Raw genomic sequence first — 23,623 nt, 5'->3', positions numbered from 1 at the left:
GGGGCGTGCCGTCACGCGGCGGCGGGGCTCCAGCCGAGCTCGGGCCCCAGGCGCTCGCCGATGTCGGTGAGCATCTGCGCGTAGTCGCCGGGCTCGAACGCGAACGGCAGCGCGAAGGCGACCTCGTCGACCGCCTGGTAGGCGGGGTCGGCGTGCAGGGCGTCCGCGATCTCGGCCGAGGTGCCGACGAGGTCGGCCGCGAAGAGCAGATGCCCCGGGCCCTGCGGCACGCCCACGCGGCCGGCGCGCGCCTCGGCGTACGCCGCGTAGCGGGCCCGCTGCTCGGGCGTGGCCGAGTCGGTCGGCACGACGACGAGCCCCTGCGACACCCGGGCGGAGGCGCCCGCCGGGTGGGCGTCGCGGTACGCGTCGATCTGGGCGCGCTGGTTCTCGCCGAAGTCGGTGCCCCGCTCGGCCTTCGTGACGCTCGACGCGAGCAGGTGGAACCCGTTCTCGCCGGCCCAGACGGCCGACCGCGTGCTGCCGACGCCGCACCACAGCCGGTCGACGAGCCCCGGGCTGTGCGGCTGGACGACGTCGCTGAACTCCTCGATGCCGCGACGACCAGGCGAGGCCGAGACGACGTCGCCGCGCACGAGGTCGCGGAGGCGCAGCAGGCGCTCGGGCCCGAGCTCCTCGTGCTCGGCGGTGTCGGGGTAGATCGCGTCGCGGTAGAGGTCGAAGTTCATCGGGGTGCCCGACGAGAAGCCCGGGTTGAGGCGGCCGCCCAGCAGCACGTCGACCGTGGCGAGGTCCTCGGCGAGCCGGAAGGGGTTCTCGGCCCCGATCGGCGTCACCGCCGTGCCCAGCTCGATCCGGCTCGTGCGCTGCGACGCCGCCGCCATGATCGCGACCGGCGACGAGATGCCCGGCTGCAGGTGGCGGTGGCGCAGCCACGCGCTGTCGAGGCCGAGCTCCTCCGCGCGCTCGATGACGCGCAGGACGTCCTCGTGGCCCGCGGCCGGCGAGGCGGGGTCGAACGAGCCGATGGTGAGGACGCCGAGGCGCCGCAGGGGTGTTCCGTCGACGGGCATGGCCCGATCCTCGCAGGTGCCGGCCCCGGCCCGCCCGACCGCGGCGGCACGGGCACGCCTACTCTCAGCCACATGCTGTCCCTCACCCGCGTGCGGGAGTCGTTCTGGTTCCTCCCCGCCGTGTTCGCCCTCGCGGCCCTCGTGCTCGCCGAGGTGCTGGTCACCGTCGACCGGTCGATCCCCTCGTCGACGACCGCGGGCCTGCCCCTGCTCGGGGCCCTCAGCGCCTCCGGCGGCAGGTCGCTCCTCTCCGGCATCGGGTCGTCGATGCTCACGGTGGCCGGCACGTCGTTCTCGATCACCATCTCCGTGCTGGCGACGACGTCGTCGACCTACGGGCCGCGCCTCGTGCGCAACTTCATGGCCGACCGGTCGAACCAGCTCGTGCTCGCCGCCTTCACGTCGACGTTCCTCTACTGCATCGTCGTGATGCGCACCGTCCACACCGAGGTGGACGACGCCTCCGCCTTCGTGCCCGTCATCGCCGTCCACGTCGCGGTGCTCCTCGGCGTCGTCGACGTCGGGGTGCTGGTCTTCTTCATCCACCACATCGCCGCGTCGGTGCAGATCACGTCGCTCCAGGCCCGGGTGCTCAGCGACCTCCGCGCGGTCGCCGCGACCGTGTGGCCCGACGAGCCGGGTGACGACGTGCGGACGGAGGCGCGGGGCCGGGAGGCCGCGTCGGCGTCGGCCTCGACGTCGGCAGCACCGCCCCGCCCCGACGACGAGGGCGTGGGCGGCGCCGTCGTGCGTGCCTCGGCCGACGGCTACGTGCAGGAGCTCGCGTGGCCGCAGCTGTGCCGCGTCGCCGCCCGCGAGGACGTCGTCGTCGAGGTCGTGGCCATGCCGGGGCGCTACGTGATCGCAGGCGACGCGCTCGTCGTGGCCCGCGCCTCCCTCGGCTCCGGGGCGGTGCAGGAGCTGCGCCGCGCGGTCACGGTCGGCGCCGCGCGGACGCCGCACCAGGACGTCGAGTTCGCCCTCCAGCAGCTCGTCGAGATCGCCGTCCGCGGCCTGGCCTCGGGCAGCAACGACCCCTACACGGCGGTGAGCGCGCTCGACATGTCGGCCGGCGTGCTCGTGCCGCTCTGGCGACGGAGCGACGCCGTGGTCGCCCACCGGGACGACCGGGGCCGCGACCGCGTGCTCGTCCGCTGGCCGACGGTCGAGGAGCTCACCCTGTCCGTCCTCGACGCCGTGCGCACCTACGCCGACGGGCAGCCGGCGGTGCAGGAGGCGGCGCTGCGGCTGATTGCCCGTCTCGACGAGGTGGCGCCGCCGTCGCGCGCCGGGCTGCTCGACGAGCACGCGTCGGCGCTCCGCGACTCCCTCATCGGCCGCTAGGCGCCGAGCCAGCTCCGACCTTCGCGGCTGCCGGCGTCAGAACGCCTGGTCGTAGAGCGCCGCGAGCTCCGGCGAGTCGGGGCCGGTCAGGCCGCACGAGCTCACGACGCCGGCCGAGGCGGCGACGAGCCACGCGCCTCCCTCGGTGAAGACGGGCGCCGCCCCGTCGACCTGGTCGTCGGGGTCGCCCTGCGGCACCTCGACGGCGTCGCCCGGGTCGCCGGCGAAGACGTCGTCGACCCGCAGCGTGGCGGTGCCCCCGTCGACGGCCACGACGGTGCCGCGGAAGGCCGTGGTCGAGGTCGCCAGCACCTCCGCGGTCGGCACGGCGCACATCGCGCCCGGTCCGCCCGCCGGAGGCGCGGTGAGGGTCGTCACCCTCCCGCCCGTCCCCGGGCCGGTCGCGACGAGCACCCCGACCACCGCCGCGGCGACGAGCACCCCGCCGGCGGCCCCGGCCAGGAGGCGGCGGGAGCGTCGACGGGTCGGAGCGGCGGCGGAGCGGCCGGGGGCCGTGCGGGCGGGGGTGCGGGGTGCGGTGCTCATGGTCGTCTCCGTCAGGTGCGCGAGCTGCCGGGCCGGCAGCGGGGCGAGGGAGGAGGCCGGGTCGGCGGACCGCATCAGCAGGTCGTCGGCGCCGTGCTCGTCGTGCTCGTCGTGCTCGTGCTCGTCGTGCGTGGTCATCGTCCGTCTCCTCCCGTCACCGGTGCATGTCCGTCACGCTCCTCCGCCTTGCGGATCTCGTCGGCGAGGCGTCGACGGGCCCGGTGCAGGCGGATCGACACGGCGTTCGGCGTCGTGCCCAGCACCGCGGCCGTCTGGGCGACGGTGAGCTCGTCCCAGACGTGCAGGCGCAGCACCTCGGCGTCGACCTCCCGCAGGCGCGCGAGGGCGGGGGCGACGAGCGCGACACGGGGGTCGACCTCGTCGGCCTCGGGCACCGACTCGGTCGGCGGGTCGACCGTGACGATGCGCGCGACGAGCCGGTCGCGGCGACGCATCGACCGCAGGGCGTTGCTGAGCTGCAGCCGGGCGACGCCGACGGCCCAGGGCACCTCGTCGCCCGCGGGCACGTCGTCGAGGCGCCGCCAGAGCACGAGCAGCACGTCGCCGAGCACCTCGTCGGCCGTCGCCGCGTCGACGCGGCGCGCGAGGTACCGGCGCACGGGCTCGACGACCTCGGGCACGAGGGCCTCGAAGCGGGCTCGGGCGGGCAGCAGGGTCACGTCCACACCCTCACATGTCCGCCGCCCGGCGCGCCTTTCGCCCGGGCCGACCTCAGCGCGGGCCGGGGCGGTGCGTCCCCTCGCCGCGGTCGTCGTCGGCGACGCGCTGGTCGAGGCTCGGGTCGACTGCGGGGTCGACCGAGACGTCGCTGACGCGGAGGGGCGGCTCGGCGGCCATGGAGGACGGCGAGACCGGCGAGACCGGCGAGACCGGCGAGCCGTCGCCCGCCGCACGACGAGAGCCGCGCAGGCGGCCCTTCACCGCCTCCCACGGGCGGGCCAGCCCGCGTGCGCCGGCCTCCGTCGGCGCCTCGACCTCGAGCCCGTAGTAGGCCCCGACGTGCTCGAGCAGCACGTCGCGCTCAGCCGCGTCGTAGGCCCGCCGCTCACGCGTGAAGGCGATGATCGTCGACCAGCAGGTGAGCAGCAGCACCACGCTGAACGGCAGCGCCGTCGTGATCGCCGCGGTCTTGAGGGCGTCGAGACCGCCCGTGAGCAGCAGGGCGACGGCGAGCAGGGCGGCGACGAGCGCGAAGAAGACGCGCAGCCAGTTCTTCGGCTCGATGTCGCCGCCGGAGGCGATCATCGCCATCACGAGGGAGCCCGAGTCGGACGACGTGACGAAGAAGACGCCGATCAGGAGGATGGCGCCGAAGGTCAGCACGGCGCCCGCGGGGAGGTCGCCGAGGAGGGCGAACAGCGAGCCCTCGACGTCGACCGAGCCGTCGGCGCCGATGAGCCCTCCGGCACCGTCGGTCTGGCGGTGGATGGCGGCGCCGCCGAGCACCGCGAACCAGAGGAAGGTCAGGGCGGTCGGCACGAGGAGCACGCCGAAGACGAACTGGCGGACGGTGCGGCCCTTCGAGATGCGCGCGATGAAGATGCCCACGAAGGGGGCCCACGACATCCACCAGCCCCAGTAGAAGGTCGTCCAGGCGCCCTGCCACTCCTCGCCGGCGGCGCCCTGCTGGGCGGTGACGTTGAACGAGAGGCCGACGACGTTCTGCAGGTAGGCGCCGATCGACTGCACGAAGTCGCGGAGCAGGAACTGCGTCTGGCCGACGATGAGCACGAAGAGGAGGAGCGCGGCGGCCAGGATCAGGTTGAAGTTCGACAGGATCTTCATGCCCTTGGTCACGCCGGTCACCAGCGAGACGATCGTCACGGCGGTGATCACGGCGATGATGGCGATCTGGCTCACGATGCTGCTGTCGGCGATGCCGGCGGCCTCGAGGCCCGCGCCGATCTGGATGACGCCGAGGCCGAGCGAGGTGGCCACGCCGAACAGGGTGCCGACCAGGGCGATCACGTCGATGAGGTTGCCCCAGCCGCCGCGCACGCGGTCGCCGAGCAGGGGCTCGAGCGCCCAGCGGATGGAGACCGGACGGCCCCGACGGTGGATCGCGTACGCGAGGGCGAGGCCGAGCACGACGTAGATCGCCCACGCGTGCAGGCCCCAGTGCAGGAAGGTCTGTGTGAGGGCCTGCTGCGCGAGCTGGTCCTCCGTGCCGGTGACGCCGGGGCGCGGCGAGGCGAAGTGGCTGAGGGGCTCGGAGACGCCGTAGAAGACGAGGCCGATGCCCATCCCCGCGGCGAAGAGCAGGGCGAACCACGACCCGGTGGAGAACTCCGGCTCGTCCTTGTCCTTGCCGAGCTTGATGGTGCCGAAGCGGCTGAACCCGACGAAGACCGAGAAGCCGACGAAGAAGGCGACGATCAGCACGTAGTACCAGCTGAAGTTGCGGACGATGCCGCTCTGCAGCCCGAGGAAGAGCGCCTCGGCCGAGGCGGGCGCGATCAGCGTGAAGGCCACGAAGCCGAGGACGACGATCGCGGCGGGCCAGAACACCCAGCGGCGGAGCTGGGGGGTCGTCGTGACGGCCTCCCCCAGGGTCGAGGGTCGGGCTTCGGGGGCCCCGGAGGAGGGCGGTTCGGTCGTTGCCATGCCTCCATCGTGACGGCTCCCGGCGCGTTCCGGGCAATGATGCGCACCGTGCACCGAGATGCTCGGCGAGTCGTCGAGACGCCCCGTCCGGGGCTCCGTCCTCGCCGGAGAGCCCAGGAAGGGGCACCTCGATCGCGGAGGAGCTACCGCGCCGTCACCGTCGCGAGCTCGTCCCAGTGGGTCGTCGCGCGCGGCGAGACCATGTCGCGCTTCATCGCCCAGCCGCGGCGGTGCCGCAGACCGGCGACGCCGAGGCCGAGGCTCTCGTCGCCGAACTTGCCGGCGATCCGGTCGAGCACGTCGCCGTAGGCGGGCGGCGCCGCGGCGACCTCGCCGAAGACGTCGAGGCTCGCGTGCTCGGCGCGCGGCGTGAGCTCCATCAGCGTGACGCCGGCGCGCACGTAGCGCTTGCCGGGCTCGAGCTGGGGGCCGAGCGCTGCGATCGCGGCCCGGTAGAGCGTGGTCGCGTCGTCGGTCGGCTCGGGGAAGGCGACCGACACGACGTGGTTGGTGTGGCCGGCCTCCGTCGCGAACGGCGACGTGGCGGCGAAGCAGCGCATCATCCGGGTCAGCGAGCCCTGCCCCCGGAGTCGTGCGGCGGCACGTTGCGTGTAGACCGACAGCACCTCCTCGAGCTCGGCGACCGTCGTCACGGGCACCGCGAACGACCGGGAGTGGTAGATCTGGTCGCGCTCGGGCTGGACCTCCTCGATCGGCAGGCAGTCGACCCCGCGCAGCTCCTGCACGACGCGCGCCTGCACCACGCCGAAGCGCTTCCGGATGCGGGCGGCGTCGGCGTCGCGCAGGTCGGCGGCCGTGTGCACGCCGAGCGGCACGAGCTTCTTCGCCGTGCGTCGGCCGATGCCCCACACGTCGCCCGCGTCGACGCTGGCGAGGATGGCGGTCTGCTGCGCCGACGAGTAGCTGCCAAGGTGGCAGACGCCCGCCAGCGCCGCGGCCTGCTTCGAGCCGCGGTTCGCGAGCTTCGCGAGGGTCTTCGTCGGCGCGATGCCGATGCTCACGGGCAGGCCGATCAGCTTGCGCACGACGCGGCGGATCTCGCGGGCCTGCGCGGTGGTCTCGTCGACGGCGCCGGTCAGCTCGATGAACGACTCGTCGATCGAGTAGACCTCCTGGTGGCTCGTGAACCGGCTGAGGATCTCGGCCGAGCGCGCCGACATGTCGCCGTAGAGCTCGTAGTTGCTCGACACCGCGACGACGCCCTGCATCGCGGCGATCGGCGCGATCGTGTGCCAGGGCGCGGCCATGTCGACGTTCAGCGCCTTGGCCTCCTGGGAGCGGGCGATGACGCAGCCGTCGTTGTTCGAGAGGACGACCACCGGTCTGCCCTCGAGCGCGGGGTTGAAGACGCGTTCGCACGACACGTAGAAGTTGTTGGCGTCGACGATGGCGACGTGGCGCTCAGACACGGTGCAGGCACCTCGTGACGACGCCCCAGACGGTCGCCTCGTCGAGCTCGGAGAGCACGATCTCGGGGTAGGCGGGGTTCTCCGGGCTGAGCACCATCAGCCCCTGCCGCCACGAGAGGCGCTTGACCGTCAGCTCGGCGTTGACGACGGCCACGACGACGGCGCCGTCGTGGGCGTCGAGCCCCCGGTCGACGACGAGCTCGTCGCCGTCGAAGATGCCCGCGCCCGTCATGCTGTCGCCGCTCACCCGCACCAGGAAGGTCGCCGTCGGGTCGCGCATCAGATGCCGGTTGAGGTCGACCGGCCCCGACCAGTAGCCCTGGGCGGGCGACGGGAAGCCGGCGTGGACAGCCTCGAGCGCGGCTCGCGGCAGGTCGGCGTCGGCGCGCTCCTCGCCCCCGACGGGCCCGAGCACGACGGGCGGCAGCTCAGGAGTCGCGGGTCGGGTCGGCCGCGGAGGGCGCGCCCCACGCGCTGCCTCGCCTGTCGTCTCGCTCACGGTGCCTCCCGGAGAGAACCTAGGCCAGACCACCGACGTCGCCTCCACCGAGGTGGCCGGTCGGGCGGCGCCCCACGGCTAGGCCGTCGGGCGCGCCTTGCGGATCGACCACACGTTGGAGTCGCCCACCCGCTCGTAGCCGAGGTCGTCGACGAGCAGCTGGACCAGGGCGAGGCCGCGGCCGCCCTCGGCCATCTCGTCGGGCATGACGCGGCCGACGAGCGAGACGCTGCCGGGCTCGGCGGTGTCGCTGAGGGTGGCCGTCAGCTCGCCGTCGGTGATGGCGACGGAGAGCCGGCAGGCCACGCCCTCGCCCGCCGCGGCGTGCTCGATGACGTTGCTGGTCAGCTCGACGAGGGCGAGCTCGAAGGCCATGCGCTCCTCGTCGGTGAGGGTCGTGTCGTCGCCCCAGACCGACTCGAGGAAGTCGTGCACCGTGTTGACGTCGTCCGGCGGCGTGGCGAAGACGAGCTGGTGCTCACTCATCGAACGCCGTCGCCGCGTCGTCGTGCGGGCGGAGGATGCGGTCGATGTTCGACAGCTTCAGCACCATCAGCACCTGGGCCGACGGCGAGGCGATGCGCAGGTCGCCGCCCGCCGAGCGGGCGGACTTGAGGCAGCCGACGAGGGCTCCGAGGCCGGACGAGTCCATGAAGTCGACGCCGGCGAGGTCGACGACGACGCGCGGACGGCCCTCGGCGATCGCGCCGGTGACGGCCTCCCGCAGGGCCGGTGCGGAGACCATGTTGAGCCTCCCGGTGCAGCGCACGACGGCGACGTCGGCGCCCGCTCCCTCGACAGCGAGATCCATCCAGCCAGCCTCCTCGGCTCGTCGTCCCAGCGCGCGGCTCGGCGCGGTCCTCCGCGACACCATAGCTGCGGCCGACCCCCGGCACAGCCCGCCCCGACGCTCCAGTGCGGGGGGTACCGGTGAGGGGCACGCGACACCTATCGTCGAGGGGTGACCTCTGACCGCTCTCCGTCGCGGGCACGCCGGGGCTCCACGCTCGACGCGTTCCTCCTGCGGTACGGCGTGACCCCCTTGGTCAAGCAGGCGCCGTCGGCGCTGCTCGTCGTCCTCGCCGTCGTGCTCTCGCTGAGCGTCCCGCAGCTGGTGGTCACCAGCGGCAGGGGGCTGCTCGTCGCCCTCGGCGTCACCGCGGTCGCCACGCTCTGGGCGGCCGCCGCCACCGCACGTCCCGCCGTGGTCGGCGGGTGGGCCCTCCTCGTGCCCGCCCTCGACTTCATCGCCCTGGGCGTCCTGCGGTGGTCGACCGGCTCCTCCTCGTCGATCTTCACCGCGCTGCTCGTCATGCCGCTCGTGTGGTTCGCGGCCCGGGAGCCCCGGCGGTCGGTGCTCTGGGCGGTGCTCGGCTCGATGGTCGTCATCCTCACCCCGTTCGTGGCCGGCATCAGCGCCGGCGACCGCGCCACCGAGCTCGCCCGCCTGCTCGTCGTCATCGTCGTCTACACGTCGCTCGCCCTCGTCGTGAACGAGCTGAGCCGGCAGTACGCGGCCCAGCTGCGCCTGTCGGAACAGCGGGAGGCGGTGGTCCGGACCGAGATCACCCGCGCCGCCGAGGTGCAGCGCTCGCTCCTCCCCGGAGCCCTGGCCGACACGCCCGGCTACTCCCTCGCGGGCACCTGCCTGCCCTCGACCACCGTCGGCGGCGACTTCTTCGACTGGTACCGCACCGACGACGGGGTCGCGATGACCCTCGGCGACGTCATGGGCAAGGGCGTCGGGGCCGGCCTGATCGCGGCGGCGGTGCGGGCGACGGTCCGCAGCTCGCGCCGCGACCCCGACCCCGGGGCCGCGATCGTCCGCGCCTCCGAGGGGCTCGCCACCGACCTCGCCGACGGCCCCGACTCCGTCGTGTTCACCACCCTCTTCCACGCCCGTCTCCGCGGCGACGTGCTGCACTGGGCGGACGCCGGCCACGGCCTGACCGTCGTCGTGCGGGAGGACGGCGGGGCCGAGCGCCTGTCGACGCCCGACCTCCCGATCGGCCTCGGCCTCGGCCTGCACGACGCGTGGGAGACGCGGACCACGGCCCTGCGACCGGGCGACCTCGTCGTCTGCTTCAGCGACGGGGTGCTCGACCTCTTCGGCGGCGGGCTCGACAGCGTCGAGCACGTGGCGGCCCTGGCCCGCCTCGACCCGCGACCGGCGGCGGTCGTCGACGCCCTGGCCGACCTCGCCCGCGAGCGGGGCCACGACGACGACGTGACCGTGGTCGCCCTGCGGCGCGAGCCCGTCGCGGCGCCGGTCGCGGGCGACGCGCCCGCTCCCGTGGCCGTCGCCGCCCCGACGGCGCCCTGACGCCCGGGCCGCACCGACCCCCGCCGGCACCGACCCCCGACCGGCACCGACCCCCGACCGGTCGCTCAGCTCCTCGTGACGACCAGCACCGTGACGTCGTCGTCGACCTGGGCCACGCCGACCTTGACCGAGAACGCGTCGAGGAAGGCCTCGACGTCGCGCTCGGCCCGCAGGTCGGCGACGACGCGGTCGAGGCTCGCGAGCGTCGAGTCGTAGACGTCGAGCACGCCGTCCGAGACGGAGACGAGCGCGTCGCCGGGCTCGAGGCGCAGCGTGCCGGTCGTCCAGCCCTCGGCGGCGTCCTGGAGCCCCAGCGGCAGGTCGTGCGACGAGAGCCGCTCGACCGTCCCCGAGGCGCGGAGGTGGAGCGTGAGGCCGTGGCCGGCGTCGACGTACTCGACGTCGCCCGAGCGCGTGTCGACGCGGGCGTGGAAGAGGGTCACGAACGACCCGGCCTCGGCGAGCTGCGGGCCGAGGGCCCGCGCCGCCGTGGCGAGCGCCGTCGCGGGGGGCGCGTCGGTGCCGTCGGGCCCCTCGTACAGGCTCCGGCGGAGGGCCTCGGCGAGGGCGCCGGCCGCCGCGCCCTTGCCCATCACGTCGGCGAGCGTCGCCGTGACGACGTCGCCGCCCTCGGCCCAGGCGTGGAGGTCGCCGCTCACCGCGCCGTGAGGCCGGTCGAGGGCCGTGGCGGTGAGGTCGCCGTGGTGCAGGGCGGGGCGCTGCCGCCCGACCGCCGGGGCCGCGACGGCCGCGTCCTCCGGCGCAGGGCCCTGGCCCTGGCCCTGGCCCTGGCCCTGGCCCTGGCGGATCTCCGCCTCCGCCCACCGGCCCAGGTCGACCAGCCGGCCGCGCTCCTCCCCGGTGAGCCGTCGCGGCTCGGGGTGCAGGATGCAGAGCGTCCCGATGGCCTGCCCGCCGTCGGCCCGCAGCGGCACGCCCGCGTACGAGCGCACGCCGAAGGCCGTGACGGCCGGGCTCTCGGCGAAGCGGGGGTCGAGGGAGGCGTCGGTCACCTCGAAGAGGCCCGTCCCGTGGACGGTGTACTCGCAGAACGCGGCCCCGTACGGGAACCGGGGCGCCGCCTCCCCCGGCTCCTGGGGCGACTTGACCACGAGCGAGGCGTCGTCGACGAGGTTGAGGTACGACATCGGCACGTCGAAGAGCTCGCGGGCGAAGCGCGTGATGCGGTCGAAGCGCTCCTCCGGCGGGGTGCCGAGCAGGGCCGAGGCATCGACGGCGGCCAGGCGCTCGCGCTCGGCGGCGTCGAGGGGCGCGCTGCCGCCGACGGCGTGCCAGCCGGCAGGGTCGTCGCCCCGGTCGGCGGTGGGGTCGGTGTCGGTTCCCGTTCGGTCGTGCATGTCTCTCCCTGATCCGGCGGCCCCGACCTGGTGGTGCCCAGGAGGCGGTCGGGGCGATGGTGACGGACGACCAGTAGAGCAGGCGGGCCCGCCGCGTGCCAGCTCGGGGCGTGCCCCGTTCGGGGGCCGGAGGGCGGCGAAGCTGACCAGAGCCTGGGAACGCCCACCCCTTCCGGCGACGGTGGCGAACCCCTGTCACCTCCCCACCGGGAAGAACAGACAAGGAGTCCCATCGTGACCATCACGCGCAAGACCATCACCAAGACCGCCCTCGGCCTCGTCGCCTCCGGCGCGCTCGTCTTCTCGCTCGCCGCCTGCTCGATGGACGACACCTCGTCCGACGCCGGCTCGTCGAGCTCGTCCTCCGCCGCCGCGGAGCCCACGGCCGAGGCCACGCCGCTGGCGTCGCTGCCCGACCTGAGCAAGGGCGTCGACACGCAGGTCACCGTCGACGCGTCCTTCGTCGAGGCCCTCACCAGCCTCGGCCTCACCCCCGGCGTCACCGGCACCGCCGGCTTCGACTCCGCCACCGGCACGTTCTCCTTCCCGATCACGGGCGGCAACGTCGACTACTACGACCCCGCCAGCGACGTGCGCCCCTACGTCCAGGGCGAGATCGACCACGACGGCTCGGGCCTCAGCCTCACGGCCGGCGACACCGTCGTCGAGCTCACCGACTTCCGGATCGACCCGGGCGAGTCGAAGCTCTACGGCACCGTCACCGCCAACGGCACCGTCGCCGCCGAGGACGCCTACCTCTTCAACCTCTACGGCGGCTCGCTGAAGCCCCTGCAGACCGAGGGCGACAACGCCATCCTCGAGGGCACCACGGTGCACATCAGCCCGGACGCCGCCGCGCTGCTGAACCAGACCTTCAACACCGACGCCGTCCAGGACGAGATGCTCGTCGGCGTCGCGAAGATCACCGTCGCCACCAAGTAGCACTCTCCCGCTGCTCGGTGACGACCGCGCCGGTGCTGCATCCCTCGACGTAGGGCCGGCATCCCGGTGGGACCCCCTCTTGCTCGTGAGCAGGAGGGGGTCTTCCGCGTGCCCGGGGCGCTCGCGTCAGTACGTCTGCAGGGCGCCCACGCTGAGCTGCTGGACGCCGGTCGACGCGCACGCCTCGAAGATGGAGCCGGACGCACCGACGAAGAGCGACTGCCGCGACCCGGGCGGGTAGACCCGGAAGCCGTCGATCGTCGTCGGCTCGCAGTCGGCGGCCGGGTAGTTGCCGGCCTGCACCATCCGGAGGATCGCCTGCACGTCGTCGCCCGGCTGCAGCGTGACGGCCTCGTGCGGGCTGGAGCGGTCGAGCGTCGCCGCGTTCCCGATCTGGGTGCCGTCACCGCCGCCGACGAACGAGACGCCCGGCCAGCCCTGCAGGACGCACGCGCGGTCGCCGACGTTGTCGAGGAAGATCGCGACCCCGTACGAGCCGGCCGCGCCTCCCCCGCCGTCCAGGCCGCCGCCGTCGCCCACGGACCCCGACAGCTCGGACACCGTGCAGCGCGACGCCGCGTCGCCGGCGCCCTCGCCGAGGTCGCCCCCGCCCCCGGAGGCGCCGTCCGGCCCGGCGGGAGCGTCGGGGACGGCGCTGGCGGAGGCGGAGGGCGTGACGGAGGGGGCCGTCGTCGGCGTACCGGTCGGGGCCGACGACGACGGGGCGGAGGTCTGAGCCGTGTCGGAGCCGGCGGTGCAGCCCGCCACGGTGAGGGCGAGGGAGGAGACGAGGAGCGCGACGCCGAGCGTGCGCGGTCGAGAACGTGTCATGGATCCATCGTGTGCCCGCGGGGCGGCGGAGCGTCCATCCGGGCCCGCGAGGCCACCGCGAGCGGACAGGGCTGTGCCGCCGGGTCGCACCGGGCCTGCGTCGGAGGTCGTAGGCGAGGTCACGACCTGCGCACCCTGTGGCGGCGCGCTCCGGGCGCGAGCGTGGAGTCATGACATCGACACACGCCGAGAGCGGGGCCCCGAGGGGCCGCCGCGACCGCCGACTCCTGCCCCGCCTCGCCGCCGCCGCGGCCGTCGTCGCCCTCGCCCTGCCGCTCGCGGCCTGCGCGGGCACCGCCGCCGCCGAGCCCGCTCCGCCTGCCCCGCCGCAGCACCAGCCCGGCGGCCACGACCTCACCGCCTCCGACGTCGACTCCTGGCTCGACGGGGCCCTCGGCTCCGCCCTGCAGACGACGGGCATCCCCGGCGCGTCGGTGAGCGTCGTCGCCGACGGCCAGCTGCTGACCGCCCGCGGCTACGGGCTCGCCGACACCGGCACCGAGGGCGACCCGGCCCGCCCGGTCGACCCCGACGACGCGCTCTTCCGCGTCGGCTCCGTCTCGAAGGTCGTCTCCGCGACGGCCGTGATGCGCCTCGTCGAGGAGGGCCGGCTCGACCTCGACGCCGACGTGCAGCAGTACCTCGACTTCGACCTCGACACCCCCCGGGGCGCCGTGACGCTGCGCCACCTGCTGACCCACACCTCGGGCTTCGAGGAGGTGATCGCCGGCCTGATCGGGGCGCCCGGCAGCGAGGTGTCGCTGCGCGACGCCGTCTCGGCTGCCCCGCCCGAGCAGGTCTTCGCCCCGGGCACAACGCCCGCGTACTCGAACTACGGCGCGTCGCTCGCGGGCTACGTCGCCGAGCGCGTCAGCGGCGAGCCGTTCGCGCAGCTCATGCAGGAGGAGGTGTTCGGGCCCGTCGGCATGACGTCGTCGTCGTTCGAGCAGCCGCTGCCCGCCGACCTCGACGCCCGCCTCGCGAAGGGCTACCCCGACGACTCGCAGCCGTCGTGGCCGACCGAGGTCGTGAACGCCGCACCGGCGGGGGCGATGACGTCGAGCGCCACCGACATGGCCCGCTTCATGCTCGCCCACCTCGGCGACCTGCCCGCCGACCAGTCGCCGCTCGCGGCTGACACGCTCGCCGAGATGCACCGCCCCGCGCTCGACGCCGACGACCTCGGCACCCTCGCCGAGGGCCAGCGCATGGACCTCGCCTTCTTCGACGACAGCACGCCCGGCCTGCCCGCCTTCGGGCACGACGGCGACACGCAGGTCTTCCACACGGCGATGCGGATGTTCCCCGAGCAGGACGCCGGCATCTTCGTCACCCTCAACGGCAACGGACGCGACCCGATGGACTCGAGCGAGCTGCGCACCACCCTGCTCGAGGGCTTCGCCGACCGCTACCTGCGCGACGACACGGCGTCGTCGTCGACGAGCACGACCTCGACCGACGAGGGCCCGGGAGGCGCGGGTCCGGTCGCCGAGGCCGGCACCGACCCGGCAGGCGCCGCCGCGGCCCTCGCCGGCACCTGGATCTCCTCCCGGTCGCCCTTCTCGAACCCGGGCGCCCTGCTCGCCCTCAGCGGCCAGACCACGATCGTGCCGCGCAGCGACGGCACCGTCGCGGTCACCCCGAAGCCGCTCGGCACCACCACCGGCGTGTACGAGCAGGTCGGCGAGAACGCCTGGCGCGAGGTCGGCGGCGACGCCGTGCTCGCGACGCGCAACGACGGGGGCGACGACGCGACCGTGTCGGCGATCTCGTGGGGCGCCTCCTTCACCCTGCTGCGAGCACCCGTCTGGGGCACCGCCTCGCTGGTGCTGCCGACGGTGGCCCTGTCGGTCGTCGTGCTGCTCGTCTCGCTGGTCGCCTGGCCGGCGGTCGCCGTCGCCGGCGCCGGGCGCCGCCGCCGCGGGGAGCTGCCGGCCGCGGCTCCTGCCGACGCGGCAGCCCGTCGGGGTCGTCGCACCCTGTTGCTCTCGCGCCTCGGCCAGGTCGCGACCGTCGTCGCCCTCGTCGGCTGGGCCCTGGTCGCCGTGCAGGCGCTGTCGTTCGTCGACGTGCCCGCAGTGTCGCTGCGCGTGCTCCAGGGGCTTCAGGTGGTCGGCGTGCTCGCCGTCGTGCCGGCGGTGCTGGCGACCTGGCAGGCCGTCCGCGACCGTCGCGGCGCCCTCGTGGTGACGGGTCGCGTGCTGGTCGTGCTGGCCCTGGTCGCCCTGGCCTGGTTCGCGCTGGCGTACCGGCTCATCTCGCCGAGCGTGAGCTACTGATGACCCCCTCACAGGGCGACGCGCCCCTCGACCGCCCGCACACGGCGGCCCCGGCCGCCCCGGCGACCGGCGGCACCTGGCAAGCTCCTACCGTGACCACCGCCACCGCCTCCGCCCGCCCCTCGGCCCTCCGCCGGGCCCTGGCCCGGGTGGGCGTCCGGAGCGACCTGGGCCGCGACGTCGTGCTCGCGGCCGCCTGGGCGCTCGTCGCCCTCGCCTTCCTCGCCGGGCTGCAGGCCGCCGGCGAGCTCCTCGGCGCCGACCGGGGCGGCGTCGTGCCGCCCGCCCAGGCCGGGCTGGTCGTCGGCCTCGCCCTCGCCCAGCACGTGCCCCTCGCGCTCCGACGCGTACGGCCGGTGCCGGCCCTGCTCGCCGTCATGGTGCTGCAGGCCGCGCTGCTCGCGGTCCTGCCCTCCGGCATCGCGCTGTGGACGGCGGCGCCGGTCGTGCTCGCCTACACCGTGGGCTCGCTGCGGCCCACGCGGGTCGTCGTCGGCGCCGGGCTCGCCGCGGTCGCCGTCGCGTCGGTCGGCGCGGTCGTCGGCGCGACCGGCGTCGCGAAGCGGGCGCTCGGAGCGGTCGCCCTGCCCTCGCTCGACCTCCTCGACCCGGCCGCCGAGGCGCTGGCCCTCATCACGAGCGCCGTGCTGATCGTCGGGGTCAGCGCCGCCGTCGGCTCGTGGGTCGCCCTGCGCCGCCGGCACGAGCACGACGTCCGCGCCCGCGCCGCCGAGACGGTCGAGCACCAGGCGACCCTGACCCGGGCCGCGGTCGCCGCGGAGCGCACCCGCATGGCCCGCGAGCTGCACGACGTCGCGGCCCACCACCTCACCGGGCTCGTCGTGCAGGCGGGCGCCGCCGAGCGGCTCGTCGACGGCGACCCCGAGCGCGCGAAGGAGTCGCTGCGCAGCGTCCGCTCTCAGGGCCGCGAGACGCTCGACGCGCTGCGCTCGATCGTGGGCATCCTCCGCGAGACCGGCGACGACGCCGACGGCAGCGTGCCGGTGCCGGGGCTCGGCGACGTGGGCTCCCTCGTCGACTCGGCCCGCGCCTCCGGCACCGTGGTCGAGGTGCGGGCCGACGGGTCGCTGCCGACGCTGCCCCCGCTGGCCGACGTCACCGCGTACCGGACGGTGCAGGAGGCGCTGGTCAACGCCCGCAGGCACGCGCCCGGAGCGCCCGTGGCCGTCGACCTCCTGGCCGAGCCGCGCCGACTCGTCGTGGTGGTCGGGAACGCCCTGCCCTCGACGCCGGGCCGCACGGCCCCGGGCTACGGGCTGGTCGGGATGCGCGAGCGCGCGGCGCTCGTCGGCGGACGCCTCGAGGCGGGGCCGACGGCGGCGGGCTCGTGGCGGGTGCGGCTCGAGCTGCCGGTCGAGGCGGACGCCGCGCCCTCGGGCCCCTCCACCTCGGCGACGGCCGGCGACGGGGGCGGTGCGTGATCCGCGTCGTGCTGGTCGACGACCAGTCCATCGTGCGGGCCGGGTTCCGGGTGGTGCTCGAGACCGCCGGGGGCATCGAGGTCGTGGGCGAGGCCGCGGGCGGCCGCGAGGCGGTGACGCTGCTGCAGCACACGCGGGCCGACGTCGTCGTGATGGACGTGCGCATGCCGGGCGGCGACGGGATCGAGGCGACGCGGGCCATCACCGCCGGTGCGACGGGCGCGGCGGGTGCGGCGGGTGCGGCCGGTGCGGGCGGTGCTGCGGGCGCGGTCGACGTCGGCGCCGGCGGCGGGCCGGCCGTGCTCGTGGCGACGACCTTCGACCTCGACGAGTACGTCTTCGGCGCGCTCGAGGCGGGGGCACGTGGCTTCGTACTCAAGGACGCCGAGCCCGAGGAGTTCGTCGCCGCCGTGCGCGCCCTCGCCTCGGGCCGGGCCGCGATCGACGGCGCGACCACCCGACGCGTGATCGAGGAGTTCACGCGCCGCCGGGCCGCGACCCTCTCCGGCCCGCCCGTCGACGTGCTGACGACCCGCGAGCAGAGCATCGTGCGGCTGCTCGGCGAGGGGCTCTCCAACGACGAGATCGGCGAGCGCCTCGTGATCGAGACGAGCACCGTCAAGTCGCACCTCACCCGCGTGATGACGAAGCTCGACGCCCGCGACCGCCTCCAGACCGTGATCTGGGCCTACCGCTCGGGCCTGCTGCCCTAGTCGCGGCTGCCGCGCCGCGGCCGCGGCCGCGGCGCCGCGCTCTCCGTCATCCAGGTGACTCGTCCTGGCCTCCCCACGCCGTCGAGACCCCAGGACGAGTCACCTCGATCACCGCGGCGCGCGACCCGCACCCCTCACGCGTGCAGCACCCGCCGCGCGACCCGGTTCCCGAGCAGCTGCGCCGCCTGCACCAGCACGATGATCAGCACGATCACCGTGACCATCACCACGGTGTCGAAGCGCTGGTAGCCGTACGTGATGGCGAGGTTGCCCAGCCCGCCGCCGCCCACGAGGCCGGCGACCGCCGTCGCGTCGACCAGGGCGACGAAGATGTAGGTGAGCCCGAGGGTCAACGGGCCGAGCGCCTCCGGCACCACGATCGTGCCGAGCACCCGCAGCGGCGAGGCGCCCATCGCCGCGCCGGCCTCGACGGCGCCGCGGTCGACGGCGACGAGGTTCGTCTCGGCGATGCGCGCGATCGAGAACGTCGCGACGATGGTCAGCGCGAAGATCGCGGCGCCGGTGCCGATGCTGGTGCCGATCACCGCCCTCGTGAGCGGCGAGATCGCCACGATCAGGATGATGAACGGGATGGGCCGCACCACGTTGATCACCGCGTTCAGCGCCGTCGACACCGCCGCGTTCTCGAGCAGCGCCCCGCGCCGCGTCGAGTAGAGCACGAGGCCGAGCAGCAGCCCGAACAGCGTCGCGAGCACGAACGACACCGTCACCATCTGGAGCGTCTGCAGCAGCGCCGCGCCGATCTTCGGCCAGAGCACCGCGGGGTCGAGGTCACGCACGGGCCCCCACCTCCTCCACCGTCGTCGTGCGGCGCAGGTCGCGGAGCGCCGCCTCCACCCGGTCGTCGTCGCCCAGCAGCTCGACGGTCAGGTCGCCGAACAGCCGCGACTGCAGCTCGCTCACCCCGCCGTAGACCACGTTGACGTCGACGCCGTGCTCGCGGGCGACCCGCGAGAGGAAGGGGTCGTTCGAGTCGCGGTCGACGACGTGCAGGTGCACGAGCCGCCCCGTGTGCACCTGCCGGATGCGCGTCAGCGTCGCCGCGGACGCCCGGTGGTGCAGCACCGAGGAGACGAACCGCGACGTCGTCGGGTGCCGCGGCGACGCGAAGACGTCGTAGACCGATCCGGTCTCGACGACCTCGCCGTCCTGCATCACCGCGACCCGGTCGGCGATCGAGCGGATCACGTCCATCTCGTGGGTCACGAGCAGGATGGTCACGCCGTACTCGTCGTTCGCGCGGCGCAGCAGGTCGAGCACCTCGGCGGTCGTCTGCGGGTCGAGGGCGCTCGTCGCCTCGTCGCTGATCAGCACGTCGGGCTTCGTCGCGAGCGCCCGGGCGATGCCGACCCGCTGCTTCTGCCCGCCCGAGAGCTGCGACGGGTGGTCGAGCGCCTTGTGGCCGAGGCCGACGAAGTCGAGCAGCTCCTCGACGCGGTCGACGGTGGCGTCGCGCGAGAGCCCGGCGAGCCGGAGCGGGTAGGCCACGTTGCCGTAGACCGTGCGCGACTGGAGCAGGTTGAACTGCTGGAAGACCATGCCGATGCGCTGCCGCGCCCGGTGCAGCTGCCGCCCCCGCAGCGCCGAGATCTCGCGCCCGTCGACGTGCACCGAGCCCGCCGTGGGCCGCTCCAGCGCGTTGACCGTCCGCAGCAGCGTCGACTTGCCGGCCCCCGACCAGCCGACGATGCCGAAGACGTCGCCGCGCTCGACCGACAGGCTCACGTCGCGCAGCGCGTCGACCCGCCGGCCCTGCACCTCGTACGACTTCGACACCCCGCGGAACTCCACGATCGCGTCGCCCGCCCCGGTGCCCGAGGAGTCGCGGGTCGGCTCGGTCGCCGCGCCCGCCTCCCCGAGGGCGGGGCCCGCCTCCCCGCGGGCCGCGCCCGCCCCGTCGACGGCCACGGCCGCCGCGGCGCTCCCCGCCGCGCTCACGACGCCTGCTCGCGGGCGGCCGCCTCGAGCTCGGCGAGCGTCGCCCGGAGGTCGTCCGCCGACACGTCGACCAGCACCACGGCGCCGAACGAGTCGCGCTCGAGCGCGGCGGCGACGCGGGGGTCGGCGTAGGCGTCCTCGAGCACGTCCCAGGCGGGGTCGTCGACGTCGTCGGCCCGGGTGACGACCGCGTTGACGTAGGGTCGCGAGCCGTCGCTGAGCGCGTCGTCGAGGTAGAGCGCGTCGTCGGCGTCGATCTCCTGCGAGGGGTCGAAGTACGACGTGCCGACGACGACCGCGTCGATGCTCGGGTCGTCGAACTGGGTCGGGATGGTCGTCGCGGCGATCGGCACGAACTCCAGGCCGAGGTCGTTCTCGGTGACGTCGTCGACGGTCGGGAAGATCCCGGCCCCGTCGTCGACCTCGATCAGGCCTGCCGCCTCGAGGATCCCGAGGGCCCGCCCGCTGTTCGCCGCGTCGTCGGGGATCGCCACGTGGTCGCCCTGCTCGAGCTCGTCGAGCGACGACTTCGTCGCCGAGAAGACGCCCCACTGGCTGATCGACGTCGAGAAGACGGGCGTCAGGTCGGTGTCGTTCGCCGTGTTGTACGCGCTGAGGAAGGCCGTGTGCTGGAACGCGTTCGCGTCGACCTCGCCCGCGACGAGCGCCGAGTTGGGCAACGTCCAGTCGTCGAAGTTGACCCACTCCACGTCGAGGCCGTCCTCCGCCGCGACCGTCGCCACGGCGTCCTGCAGCTCGCTCTCGCCGCTGCCCGCGATGCGGACGCTGAGCCGCTCGCCGTCGCCGTCCGCCGCGTCGGCCGGGTCGGTGCCGCCCCCGACGGCGGTGCCGACGAGCACTCCCCCGCCGACGAGCGCCGCGACCCCGGCGACGCCGAGCACGGTGAAGAGCGCTCGGCGCCGCTTCCGGCGCGCCTCGTCGAGGCCGGCGCGGAGGCCGCCCGCGGGCCGGTCGGCCCTCTCGGCGCCGGGTGCCGGGTCGTGCCCCTCGGCCCCGTCGGTGCGGCCGGGCTGGTCGTCGTGGTGGTCGTGCTGCTCGCTCATGGCGTCTCCCCTGGGTGTCGTCGTGGTGATCGTGGTGGTGCTGGTGGGGAGCGACTGTGCCAGCCGGGAGGCCGTCGGTGGGGCGTCCGTGTCGACGCGTGACGGAGAGTGACGGTGCGTGACGGGACGTGTCGTCACATGACGCCGGGGGTGGCCGGCCCGCGGTCCGTCTGCGAGGAATGGAGCTCGACCGAGAGGACCCCATGAGCCACGACACGCAGACCACCGACCGGACGACGGGCGAGCAGAGCAGCCCCGAGGAGGCGCAGGTCGACGCCCGTGTCGAGGCCGCGTTCGCCCCGGTGCTGGAGCGCATCGCGGCCGGCGCCGTCGCCCGGGAGCGCGAGCGCCGCCTCCCCGTGGCCGAGGTCGACGAGCTGCGACGGGCCGGGTTCGGCGCGCTGCGGGTGCCGGTCTCGCACGGCGGGTGGGGAGCGTCGCTGGAACAGGAGTACCGCCTCCTCGTCCGGCTCGGGGAGGCCGACTCGAACCTGCCGCAGCTGCTCCGCGGGCACGTGGCCTTCGTCGAGACGCAGCGGGCACAGCCCGACGGGCCCCTGCGCGACGAGTGGCTGCACCGGCTCGCGGCGGGCGACGTGCTCGTCGGCAACGCGCAGGCCGAGCGCGGTGCGGCGACCGAGGTGACGACGCGGCTCGAGCAGCGCGGCGACGACCTCGTGCTCACCGGCAGCAAGTTCTACAGCACCGGCACGATCTACTCCGACTGGATCTGGGTCGGGGCGGTGCGGGTCGGGGGCGACCGCGACGGCGAGCGGGTCGCGCTGAGCGTGCGCGCCGACGCTCCCGGTGTCACCCGCGTCGACGACTGGGCAGGCTTCGGCCAGCGGCTGACCGGCAGCGGCACGACGGTCTTCGACGACGTCGTGGTCGACCCGCGCCAGGTGCTGCCGTGGGGCGAGAGCGCCGAGCGTCGCCCGCTCGCGCACGCGCAGTCGCTCTACCAGCTGGTGCTGCTCGCGGCGCTGAGCGGCACCGCGCGGGCGGTCGTCCGCGACGCCGTCGCGTTCGTGCGGCCCCGCACGCGCACCTTCGGCGTCGGCGGCACGTCGTCGCCCCGCGAGGACCCGCTCGTGCAGCGCGTCGTCGGGCGGCTGTCGAGCATCGCGTCGTCGGTCGAGGCGATCACGCTCGCCGCGGTGCGGCACGTCGACGCCGCCGACCGCGCTGGCGCCGGCGACGACGACCACGGCGCCCGCTGGGAGGAGGCGCTCGTGCGGGTCTTCGAGGCGCAGCAGGTGGTGCTGCCGCTGGTGCTCGAGGCGGCGACCTCCCTCTTCGAGGTGGGAGGCGCCTCCGCGGTCGACACGGAGCTCGCGCTCGATCGCCACTGGCGGAACGCGCGGACGATCGCGTCGCACAACCCGGCGATCCTCCGCGAGCGCGCCGTCGGCGACTACCGCCTCAACGGCGTGCCGCCCGCGACGCCCGGCGCACCCGCCGGCGCGCCCACGCCCGCGCCCGCGCCGTCGAGGTGACGCGTCCTGGGCCCCTGCCGACCTCGACGCCCCAGAACGAGGCATCTCGATGCGGCGCGGGCTCCCTGCGGGGGCCGGCCCGCGACTCCTACAGCCAGTGCTTCTTCTTGAAGACGAGCCAGAGGGCGACGCCGAGCAGCAGCATGAGCCCGAGCGCGAACGGGTAGCCGAAGCGCCAGTGCAGCTCGGGGATCACGTCGAAGTTCATGCCGTAGATCGACGCGACGAGGGTCGGCGCGAAGAGGATGGCGGCCCACGACGAGATCTTCTTGACCTCCTCGCCCTGCTCCATGGAGGCGCGGGCGAGGCGGCGGCTCTCCTCCCCCTGGGCGAGGCTGGCGCTCGTCATGCGGCGCATCGCGTCGTTCTGCTCCTGCGTGACGAGCGTGGAGTGCAGGGTCAGGGCGTTCTCGAGCAGCACGCGGAAGGTGTCGGCACGCTCGGTGATGCGGATGGTGTGGTCGAGCACGTTGCGCAGCTGCGCCTGCACCTCGTCGTCGGTGCCGTACTTGGCGGCGCCGCGCAGCAGCGAGTCGACCATCTCGGGCAGGGGCCCGATGGCGCGCTGGAAGCCGATCACCTCCGAGAGCAGCTGGTAGATGCGCTTCGACGACTCGGGGTCGACCTGGCCGTCGAAGAGGTCGTCCTCGATCTCGTCGATGTCGTCCTGGAGGCCCGCGACGACGGGGGCGTAGCCGTCGACGAGCTCGTCGAGCACGCGGCTGAGCACGGCCTCGGACCCCTTGGCGAGGAACTCCGGGTCGGCCTCGAGGCGCTTGCGCACCTGGCCGAGGTCGGGGCGCTCGGCGTGCCGCACGGTGAGCACGAAGCGCGGCCCCGCGAAGAGGTGCACCTCGCCGAACTCGACCGCCTCGCGCTCGTCGTCGTACCAGGCGGAGCGCAGCACGATGAACAGCGTCTCGCCGTAGCGCTCGAGCTTGGGGCGCTGGTGGCCCTTGCGGGCGTCCTCGACGCTGAGCGGGTGCAGGTCGAACTCGGCCGCCACCGAGTCGAGCTCGGCGGGGCTGGGGCGGAAGAGGCCGATCCAGGCGAGGCCGCCCGCGGTGTCGTCGAGGGCGGCGTAGGTCTCGCGGAGGTCGGCGGGCGTCCGCGTGCGGGTGCCGCCGACGTAGATGCCGTTGTCGATGAGTGCCATGGGCGGGTCTCCTGTCGGTGCAGGAGGCAGGGGAGTGAGCGACGGTGCGCCGGTGCGCGCGCGGGAAGCGCGCGGGCTGCGCGGGCGCGGGCGGGCTGCGCCGGCGCGGCGGCCTGGGCGGCCGGGGAGCCTCGGCCGCCGGGGCGGGCCGAGCCGGGTGCCGACCCGCGGGGCGGGCCGAGCCGGTCAGATCCGGAACGCTCCGCCGACGAGGCGAGGGCGTCCCTGACGATCATGATCACCGGTCATGTCGCGAGTCACCTGCCTCTCGGTCGTGCGTTCGTGGTCGGGTGTGCGGGGTGGTGCAGGGTGCTGCTGCGTGCGGGTCGTGCCCGTGCGCGGGGACCGGGGCGGGTGCGTCCCGAGCGGGGTGCGCCCTCGCGGGCCTCCCGCAGCATAGTGCGCGGGGGTGTCGCGGCGGGAGCCTCCTCACGGCATCCCTACACGGTCGCACCGGCCCGGCCCGCGCCTCCCCCCGGTCCGCCCCTTCCCCCGGTCGCCGACGCTCGTCCGCCTCTCCCCTCTCTCAAATTTGAGAGCGATCGGCCCGACACCGACGGCGACAGGCGGGAGGCAGAGGTC

General features: G+C 74.8%; 21 protein-coding genes. 7 read left to right on the top strand and 14 right to left on the bottom strand.

Going from position 1 to position 23,623, the window contains the following annotated elements; all coding sequences use genetic code 11:
• Positions 1–11 precede the first annotated feature (11 nt).
• Entirely contained in the window at positions 12–1,034 is a 1,023-nt protein-coding gene (locus JOE43_RS05130) for an LLM class flavin-dependent oxidoreductase (protein WP_209515341.1), read from the bottom strand.
• A gap of 72 nt (positions 1,035–1,106) precedes the next feature.
• On the opposite strand from JOE43_RS05130, the gene JOE43_RS05125 reads away from it, so the two are divergent.
• Positions 1,107–2,378, top strand: coding sequence for a DUF2254 domain-containing protein (locus JOE43_RS05125; protein WP_209515338.1), 1,272 nt, complete (start codon positions 1,107–1,109; stop codon positions 2,376–2,378).
• Positions 2,379–2,414: 36 nt separating this feature from the next.
• Here the strand turns inward: JOE43_RS05125 and JOE43_RS05120 are convergent, their stop codons facing one another.
• The 7 genes from JOE43_RS05120 to JOE43_RS05090 all read right to left on the bottom strand — a co-directional run bounded on the left by JOE43_RS05120 (position 2,415) and on the right by JOE43_RS05090 (position 8,289).
• Positions 2,415–3,062, bottom strand: coding sequence for a hypothetical protein (locus tag JOE43_RS05120; protein WP_209515335.1), 648 nt, complete (start codon positions 3,060–3,062; stop codon positions 2,415–2,417).
• The gene (locus JOE43_RS05115; RefSeq protein WP_209515333.1) at positions 3,059–3,604 is read right to left on the bottom strand and encodes an RNA polymerase sigma factor; all 546 of its coding nucleotides are present in this window, start codon (positions 3,602–3,604) and stop codon (positions 3,059–3,061) included. Before JOE43_RS05115 ends, JOE43_RS05120 begins: the two co-directional genes overlap by 4 nt.
• Positions 3,605–3,656: 52 nt before the next feature.
• Positions 3,657–5,549 carry a BCCT family transporter gene (locus JOE43_RS05110; protein WP_245187111.1) on the bottom strand — a complete coding sequence of 631 codons (1,893 nt, stop codon included), beginning with the start codon at positions 5,547–5,549 and terminating at the stop codon, positions 3,657–3,659.
• 143 nt (positions 5,550–5,692) lie between these two features.
• On the bottom strand, positions 5,693–6,979 hold the full coding sequence (locus JOE43_RS05105) for a Y-family DNA polymerase (RefSeq protein WP_209515330.1): 1,287 nt from the start codon (positions 6,977–6,979) through the stop codon (positions 5,693–5,695).
• Positions 6,972–7,352 (bottom strand): LexA family transcriptional regulator, encoded by a 381-nt coding sequence (locus tag JOE43_RS05100; protein ID WP_056055461.1) that lies wholly within the window; start codon positions 7,350–7,352, stop codon positions 6,972–6,974. The genes JOE43_RS05105 and JOE43_RS05100 overlap by 8 nt, the downstream gene beginning before the upstream one ends.
• A 204-nt stretch (positions 7,353–7,556) precedes the next feature.
• Positions 7,557–7,964 (bottom strand): ATP-binding protein, encoded by a 408-nt coding sequence (locus JOE43_RS05095; protein ID WP_056051933.1) that lies wholly within the window; start codon positions 7,962–7,964, stop codon positions 7,557–7,559.
• Positions 7,957–8,289, bottom strand: a complete 333-nt coding sequence (locus JOE43_RS05090; RefSeq protein ID WP_209515327.1) for an STAS domain-containing protein — start codon at positions 8,287–8,289, stop codon at positions 7,957–7,959. Before JOE43_RS05090 ends, JOE43_RS05095 begins: the two co-directional genes overlap by 8 nt.
• 150 nt (positions 8,290–8,439) lie before the next feature.
• On the opposite strand from JOE43_RS05090, the gene JOE43_RS15880 reads away from it, so the two are divergent.
• Positions 8,440–9,801: a PP2C family protein-serine/threonine phosphatase gene (locus tag JOE43_RS15880; protein ID WP_209515324.1), complete on the top strand. Its 1,362-nt coding sequence runs from the start codon at positions 8,440–8,442 to the stop codon at positions 9,799–9,801.
• Positions 9,802–9,866: 65 nt separating this feature from the next.
• Here JOE43_RS15880 and JOE43_RS05080 read toward each other — a convergent pair whose 3' ends face one another.
• Positions 9,867–11,159, bottom strand: a complete 1,293-nt coding sequence (locus JOE43_RS05080) for a SpoIIE family protein phosphatase (protein WP_209515322.1) — start codon at positions 11,157–11,159, stop codon at positions 9,867–9,869.
• Between the two features lie 234 nt (positions 11,160–11,393).
• Here JOE43_RS05080 and JOE43_RS05075 point away from each other — a divergent pair, with 234 nt between their 5' ends.
• Positions 11,394–12,101, top strand: coding sequence for a hypothetical protein (locus tag JOE43_RS05075; protein WP_245187110.1), 708 nt, complete (start codon positions 11,394–11,396; stop codon positions 12,099–12,101).
• A 126-nt stretch (positions 12,102–12,227) separates the two neighbouring features.
• Here JOE43_RS05075 and JOE43_RS05070 read toward each other — a convergent pair whose 3' ends face one another.
• The gene (locus JOE43_RS05070) at positions 12,228–12,932 is read right to left on the bottom strand and encodes a DUF4232 domain-containing protein (protein ID WP_209515319.1); all 705 of its coding nucleotides are present in this window, start codon (positions 12,930–12,932) and stop codon (positions 12,228–12,230) included.
• Between the two features lie 170 nt (positions 12,933–13,102).
• Here JOE43_RS05070 and JOE43_RS05065 point away from each other — a divergent pair, with 170 nt between their 5' ends.
• From JOE43_RS05065 to JOE43_RS05055, 3 genes are read left to right on the top strand one after another with little or no spacing between them, the layout of a single operon-like run.
• Positions 13,103–15,211 carry a serine hydrolase gene (locus tag JOE43_RS05065; protein WP_209515317.1) on the top strand — a complete coding sequence of 703 codons (2,109 nt, stop codon included), beginning with the start codon at positions 13,103–13,105 and terminating at the stop codon, positions 15,209–15,211.
• Positions 15,211–16,653: a sensor histidine kinase gene (locus tag JOE43_RS05060; protein ID WP_209515314.1), complete on the top strand. Its 1,443-nt coding sequence runs from the start codon at positions 15,211–15,213 to the stop codon at positions 16,651–16,653. Before JOE43_RS05065 ends, JOE43_RS05060 begins: the two co-directional genes overlap by 1 nt.
• Positions 16,650–17,366 carry a response regulator transcription factor gene (locus tag JOE43_RS05055; protein WP_209515311.1) on the top strand — a complete coding sequence of 239 codons (717 nt, stop codon included), beginning with the start codon at positions 16,650–16,652 and terminating at the stop codon, positions 17,364–17,366. The genes JOE43_RS05060 and JOE43_RS05055 overlap by 4 nt, the downstream gene beginning before the upstream one ends.
• A gap of 134 nt (positions 17,367–17,500) precedes the next feature.
• Here JOE43_RS05055 and JOE43_RS05050 read toward each other — a convergent pair whose 3' ends face one another.
• The 3 genes from JOE43_RS05050 to JOE43_RS05040 all read right to left on the bottom strand — a co-directional run bounded on the left by JOE43_RS05050 (position 17,501) and on the right by JOE43_RS05040 (position 20,389).
• A complete protein-coding gene (locus JOE43_RS05050) occupies positions 17,501–18,166 on the bottom strand; it encodes a methionine ABC transporter permease (protein ID WP_056051911.1) in 666 nt (221 codons plus the stop codon).
• The gene (locus JOE43_RS05045) at positions 18,159–19,181 is read right to left on the bottom strand and encodes an ATP-binding cassette domain-containing protein (protein ID WP_209519062.1); all 1,023 of its coding nucleotides are present in this window, start codon (positions 19,179–19,181) and stop codon (positions 18,159–18,161) included. Before JOE43_RS05045 ends, JOE43_RS05050 begins: the two co-directional genes overlap by 8 nt.
• A 140-nt stretch (positions 19,182–19,321) precedes the next feature.
• Positions 19,322–20,389, bottom strand: a complete 1,068-nt coding sequence (locus JOE43_RS05040; RefSeq protein WP_209515308.1) for a MetQ/NlpA family ABC transporter substrate-binding protein — start codon at positions 20,387–20,389, stop codon at positions 19,322–19,324.
• 203 nt (positions 20,390–20,592) lie between these two features.
• On the opposite strand from JOE43_RS05040, the gene JOE43_RS05035 reads away from it, so the two are divergent.
• Positions 20,593–21,885 (top strand): acyl-CoA dehydrogenase, encoded by a 1,293-nt coding sequence (locus JOE43_RS05035; protein WP_209515305.1) that lies wholly within the window; start codon positions 20,593–20,595, stop codon positions 21,883–21,885.
• 88 nt (positions 21,886–21,973) lie between these two features.
• Here JOE43_RS05035 and JOE43_RS05030 read toward each other — a convergent pair whose 3' ends face one another.
• A complete protein-coding gene (locus JOE43_RS05030) occupies positions 21,974–23,041 on the bottom strand; it encodes a magnesium and cobalt transport protein CorA (RefSeq protein ID WP_056051908.1) in 1,068 nt (355 codons plus the stop codon).
• Between the last annotated feature and the right edge of the window lie 582 nt (positions 23,042–23,623).

It is taken from the genome of Frigoribacterium sp. PvP121 (assembly GCF_017833115.1).
Classification (GTDB): domain Bacteria; phylum Actinomycetota; class Actinomycetes; order Actinomycetales; family Microbacteriaceae; genus Frigoribacterium; species Frigoribacterium endophyticum.
The sequence above is the reverse complement of the archived record's forward strand: the minus strand, read 5'-3'. Positions and strand labels throughout refer to the sequence as shown.

What these genes read in the sequence shown, in the direction of transcription:
- JOE43_RS05120 (WP_209515335.1), bottom strand. Translation starts at nt 3,062, where the DNA reads ATGACCACGCACGACGAGCACGAGCACGACGAGCACGACGAGCACGGC.
- JOE43_RS05110 (WP_245187111.1), bottom strand. Translation starts at nt 5,549, where the DNA reads ATGGCAACGACCGAACCGCCCTCCTCCGGGGCCCCCGAAGCCCGACCC.
- JOE43_RS05040 (WP_209515308.1), bottom strand. Translation starts at nt 20,389, where the DNA reads ATGAGCGAGCAGCACGACCACCACGACGACCAGCCCGGCCGCACCGAC.
- JOE43_RS05035 (WP_209515305.1), top strand. Translation starts at nt 20,593, where the DNA reads ATGAGCCACGACACGCAGACCACCGACCGGACGACGGGCGAGCAGAGC.
- JOE43_RS05065 (WP_209515317.1), top strand. Translation starts at nt 13,103, where the DNA reads ATGACATCGACACACGCCGAGAGCGGGGCCCCGAGGGGCCGCCGCGAC.
- JOE43_RS05070 (WP_209515319.1), bottom strand. Translation starts at nt 12,932, where the DNA reads ATGACACGTTCTCGACCGCGCACGCTCGGCGTCGCGCTCCTCGTCTCC.
- JOE43_RS05130 (WP_209515341.1), bottom strand. Translation starts at nt 1,034, where the DNA reads ATGCCCGTCGACGGAACACCCCTGCGGCGCCTCGGCGTCCTCACCATC.
- JOE43_RS05125 (WP_209515338.1), top strand. Translation starts at nt 1,107, where the DNA reads ATGCTGTCCCTCACCCGCGTGCGGGAGTCGTTCTGGTTCCTCCCCGCC.
- JOE43_RS05080 (WP_209515322.1), bottom strand. Translation starts at nt 11,159, where the DNA reads ATGCACGACCGAACGGGAACCGACACCGACCCCACCGCCGACCGGGGC.
- JOE43_RS05090 (WP_209515327.1), bottom strand. Translation starts at nt 8,289, where the DNA reads ATGGATCTCGCTGTCGAGGGAGCGGGCGCCGACGTCGCCGTCGTGCGC.
- JOE43_RS05030 (WP_056051908.1), bottom strand. Translation starts at nt 23,041, where the DNA reads ATGGCACTCATCGACAACGGCATCTACGTCGGCGGCACCCGCACGCGG.
- JOE43_RS05095 (WP_056051933.1), bottom strand. Translation starts at nt 7,964, where the DNA reads ATGAGTGAGCACCAGCTCGTCTTCGCCACGCCGCCGGACGACGTCAAC.
- JOE43_RS05060 (WP_209515314.1), top strand. Translation starts at nt 15,211, where the DNA reads ATGACCCCCTCACAGGGCGACGCGCCCCTCGACCGCCCGCACACGGCG.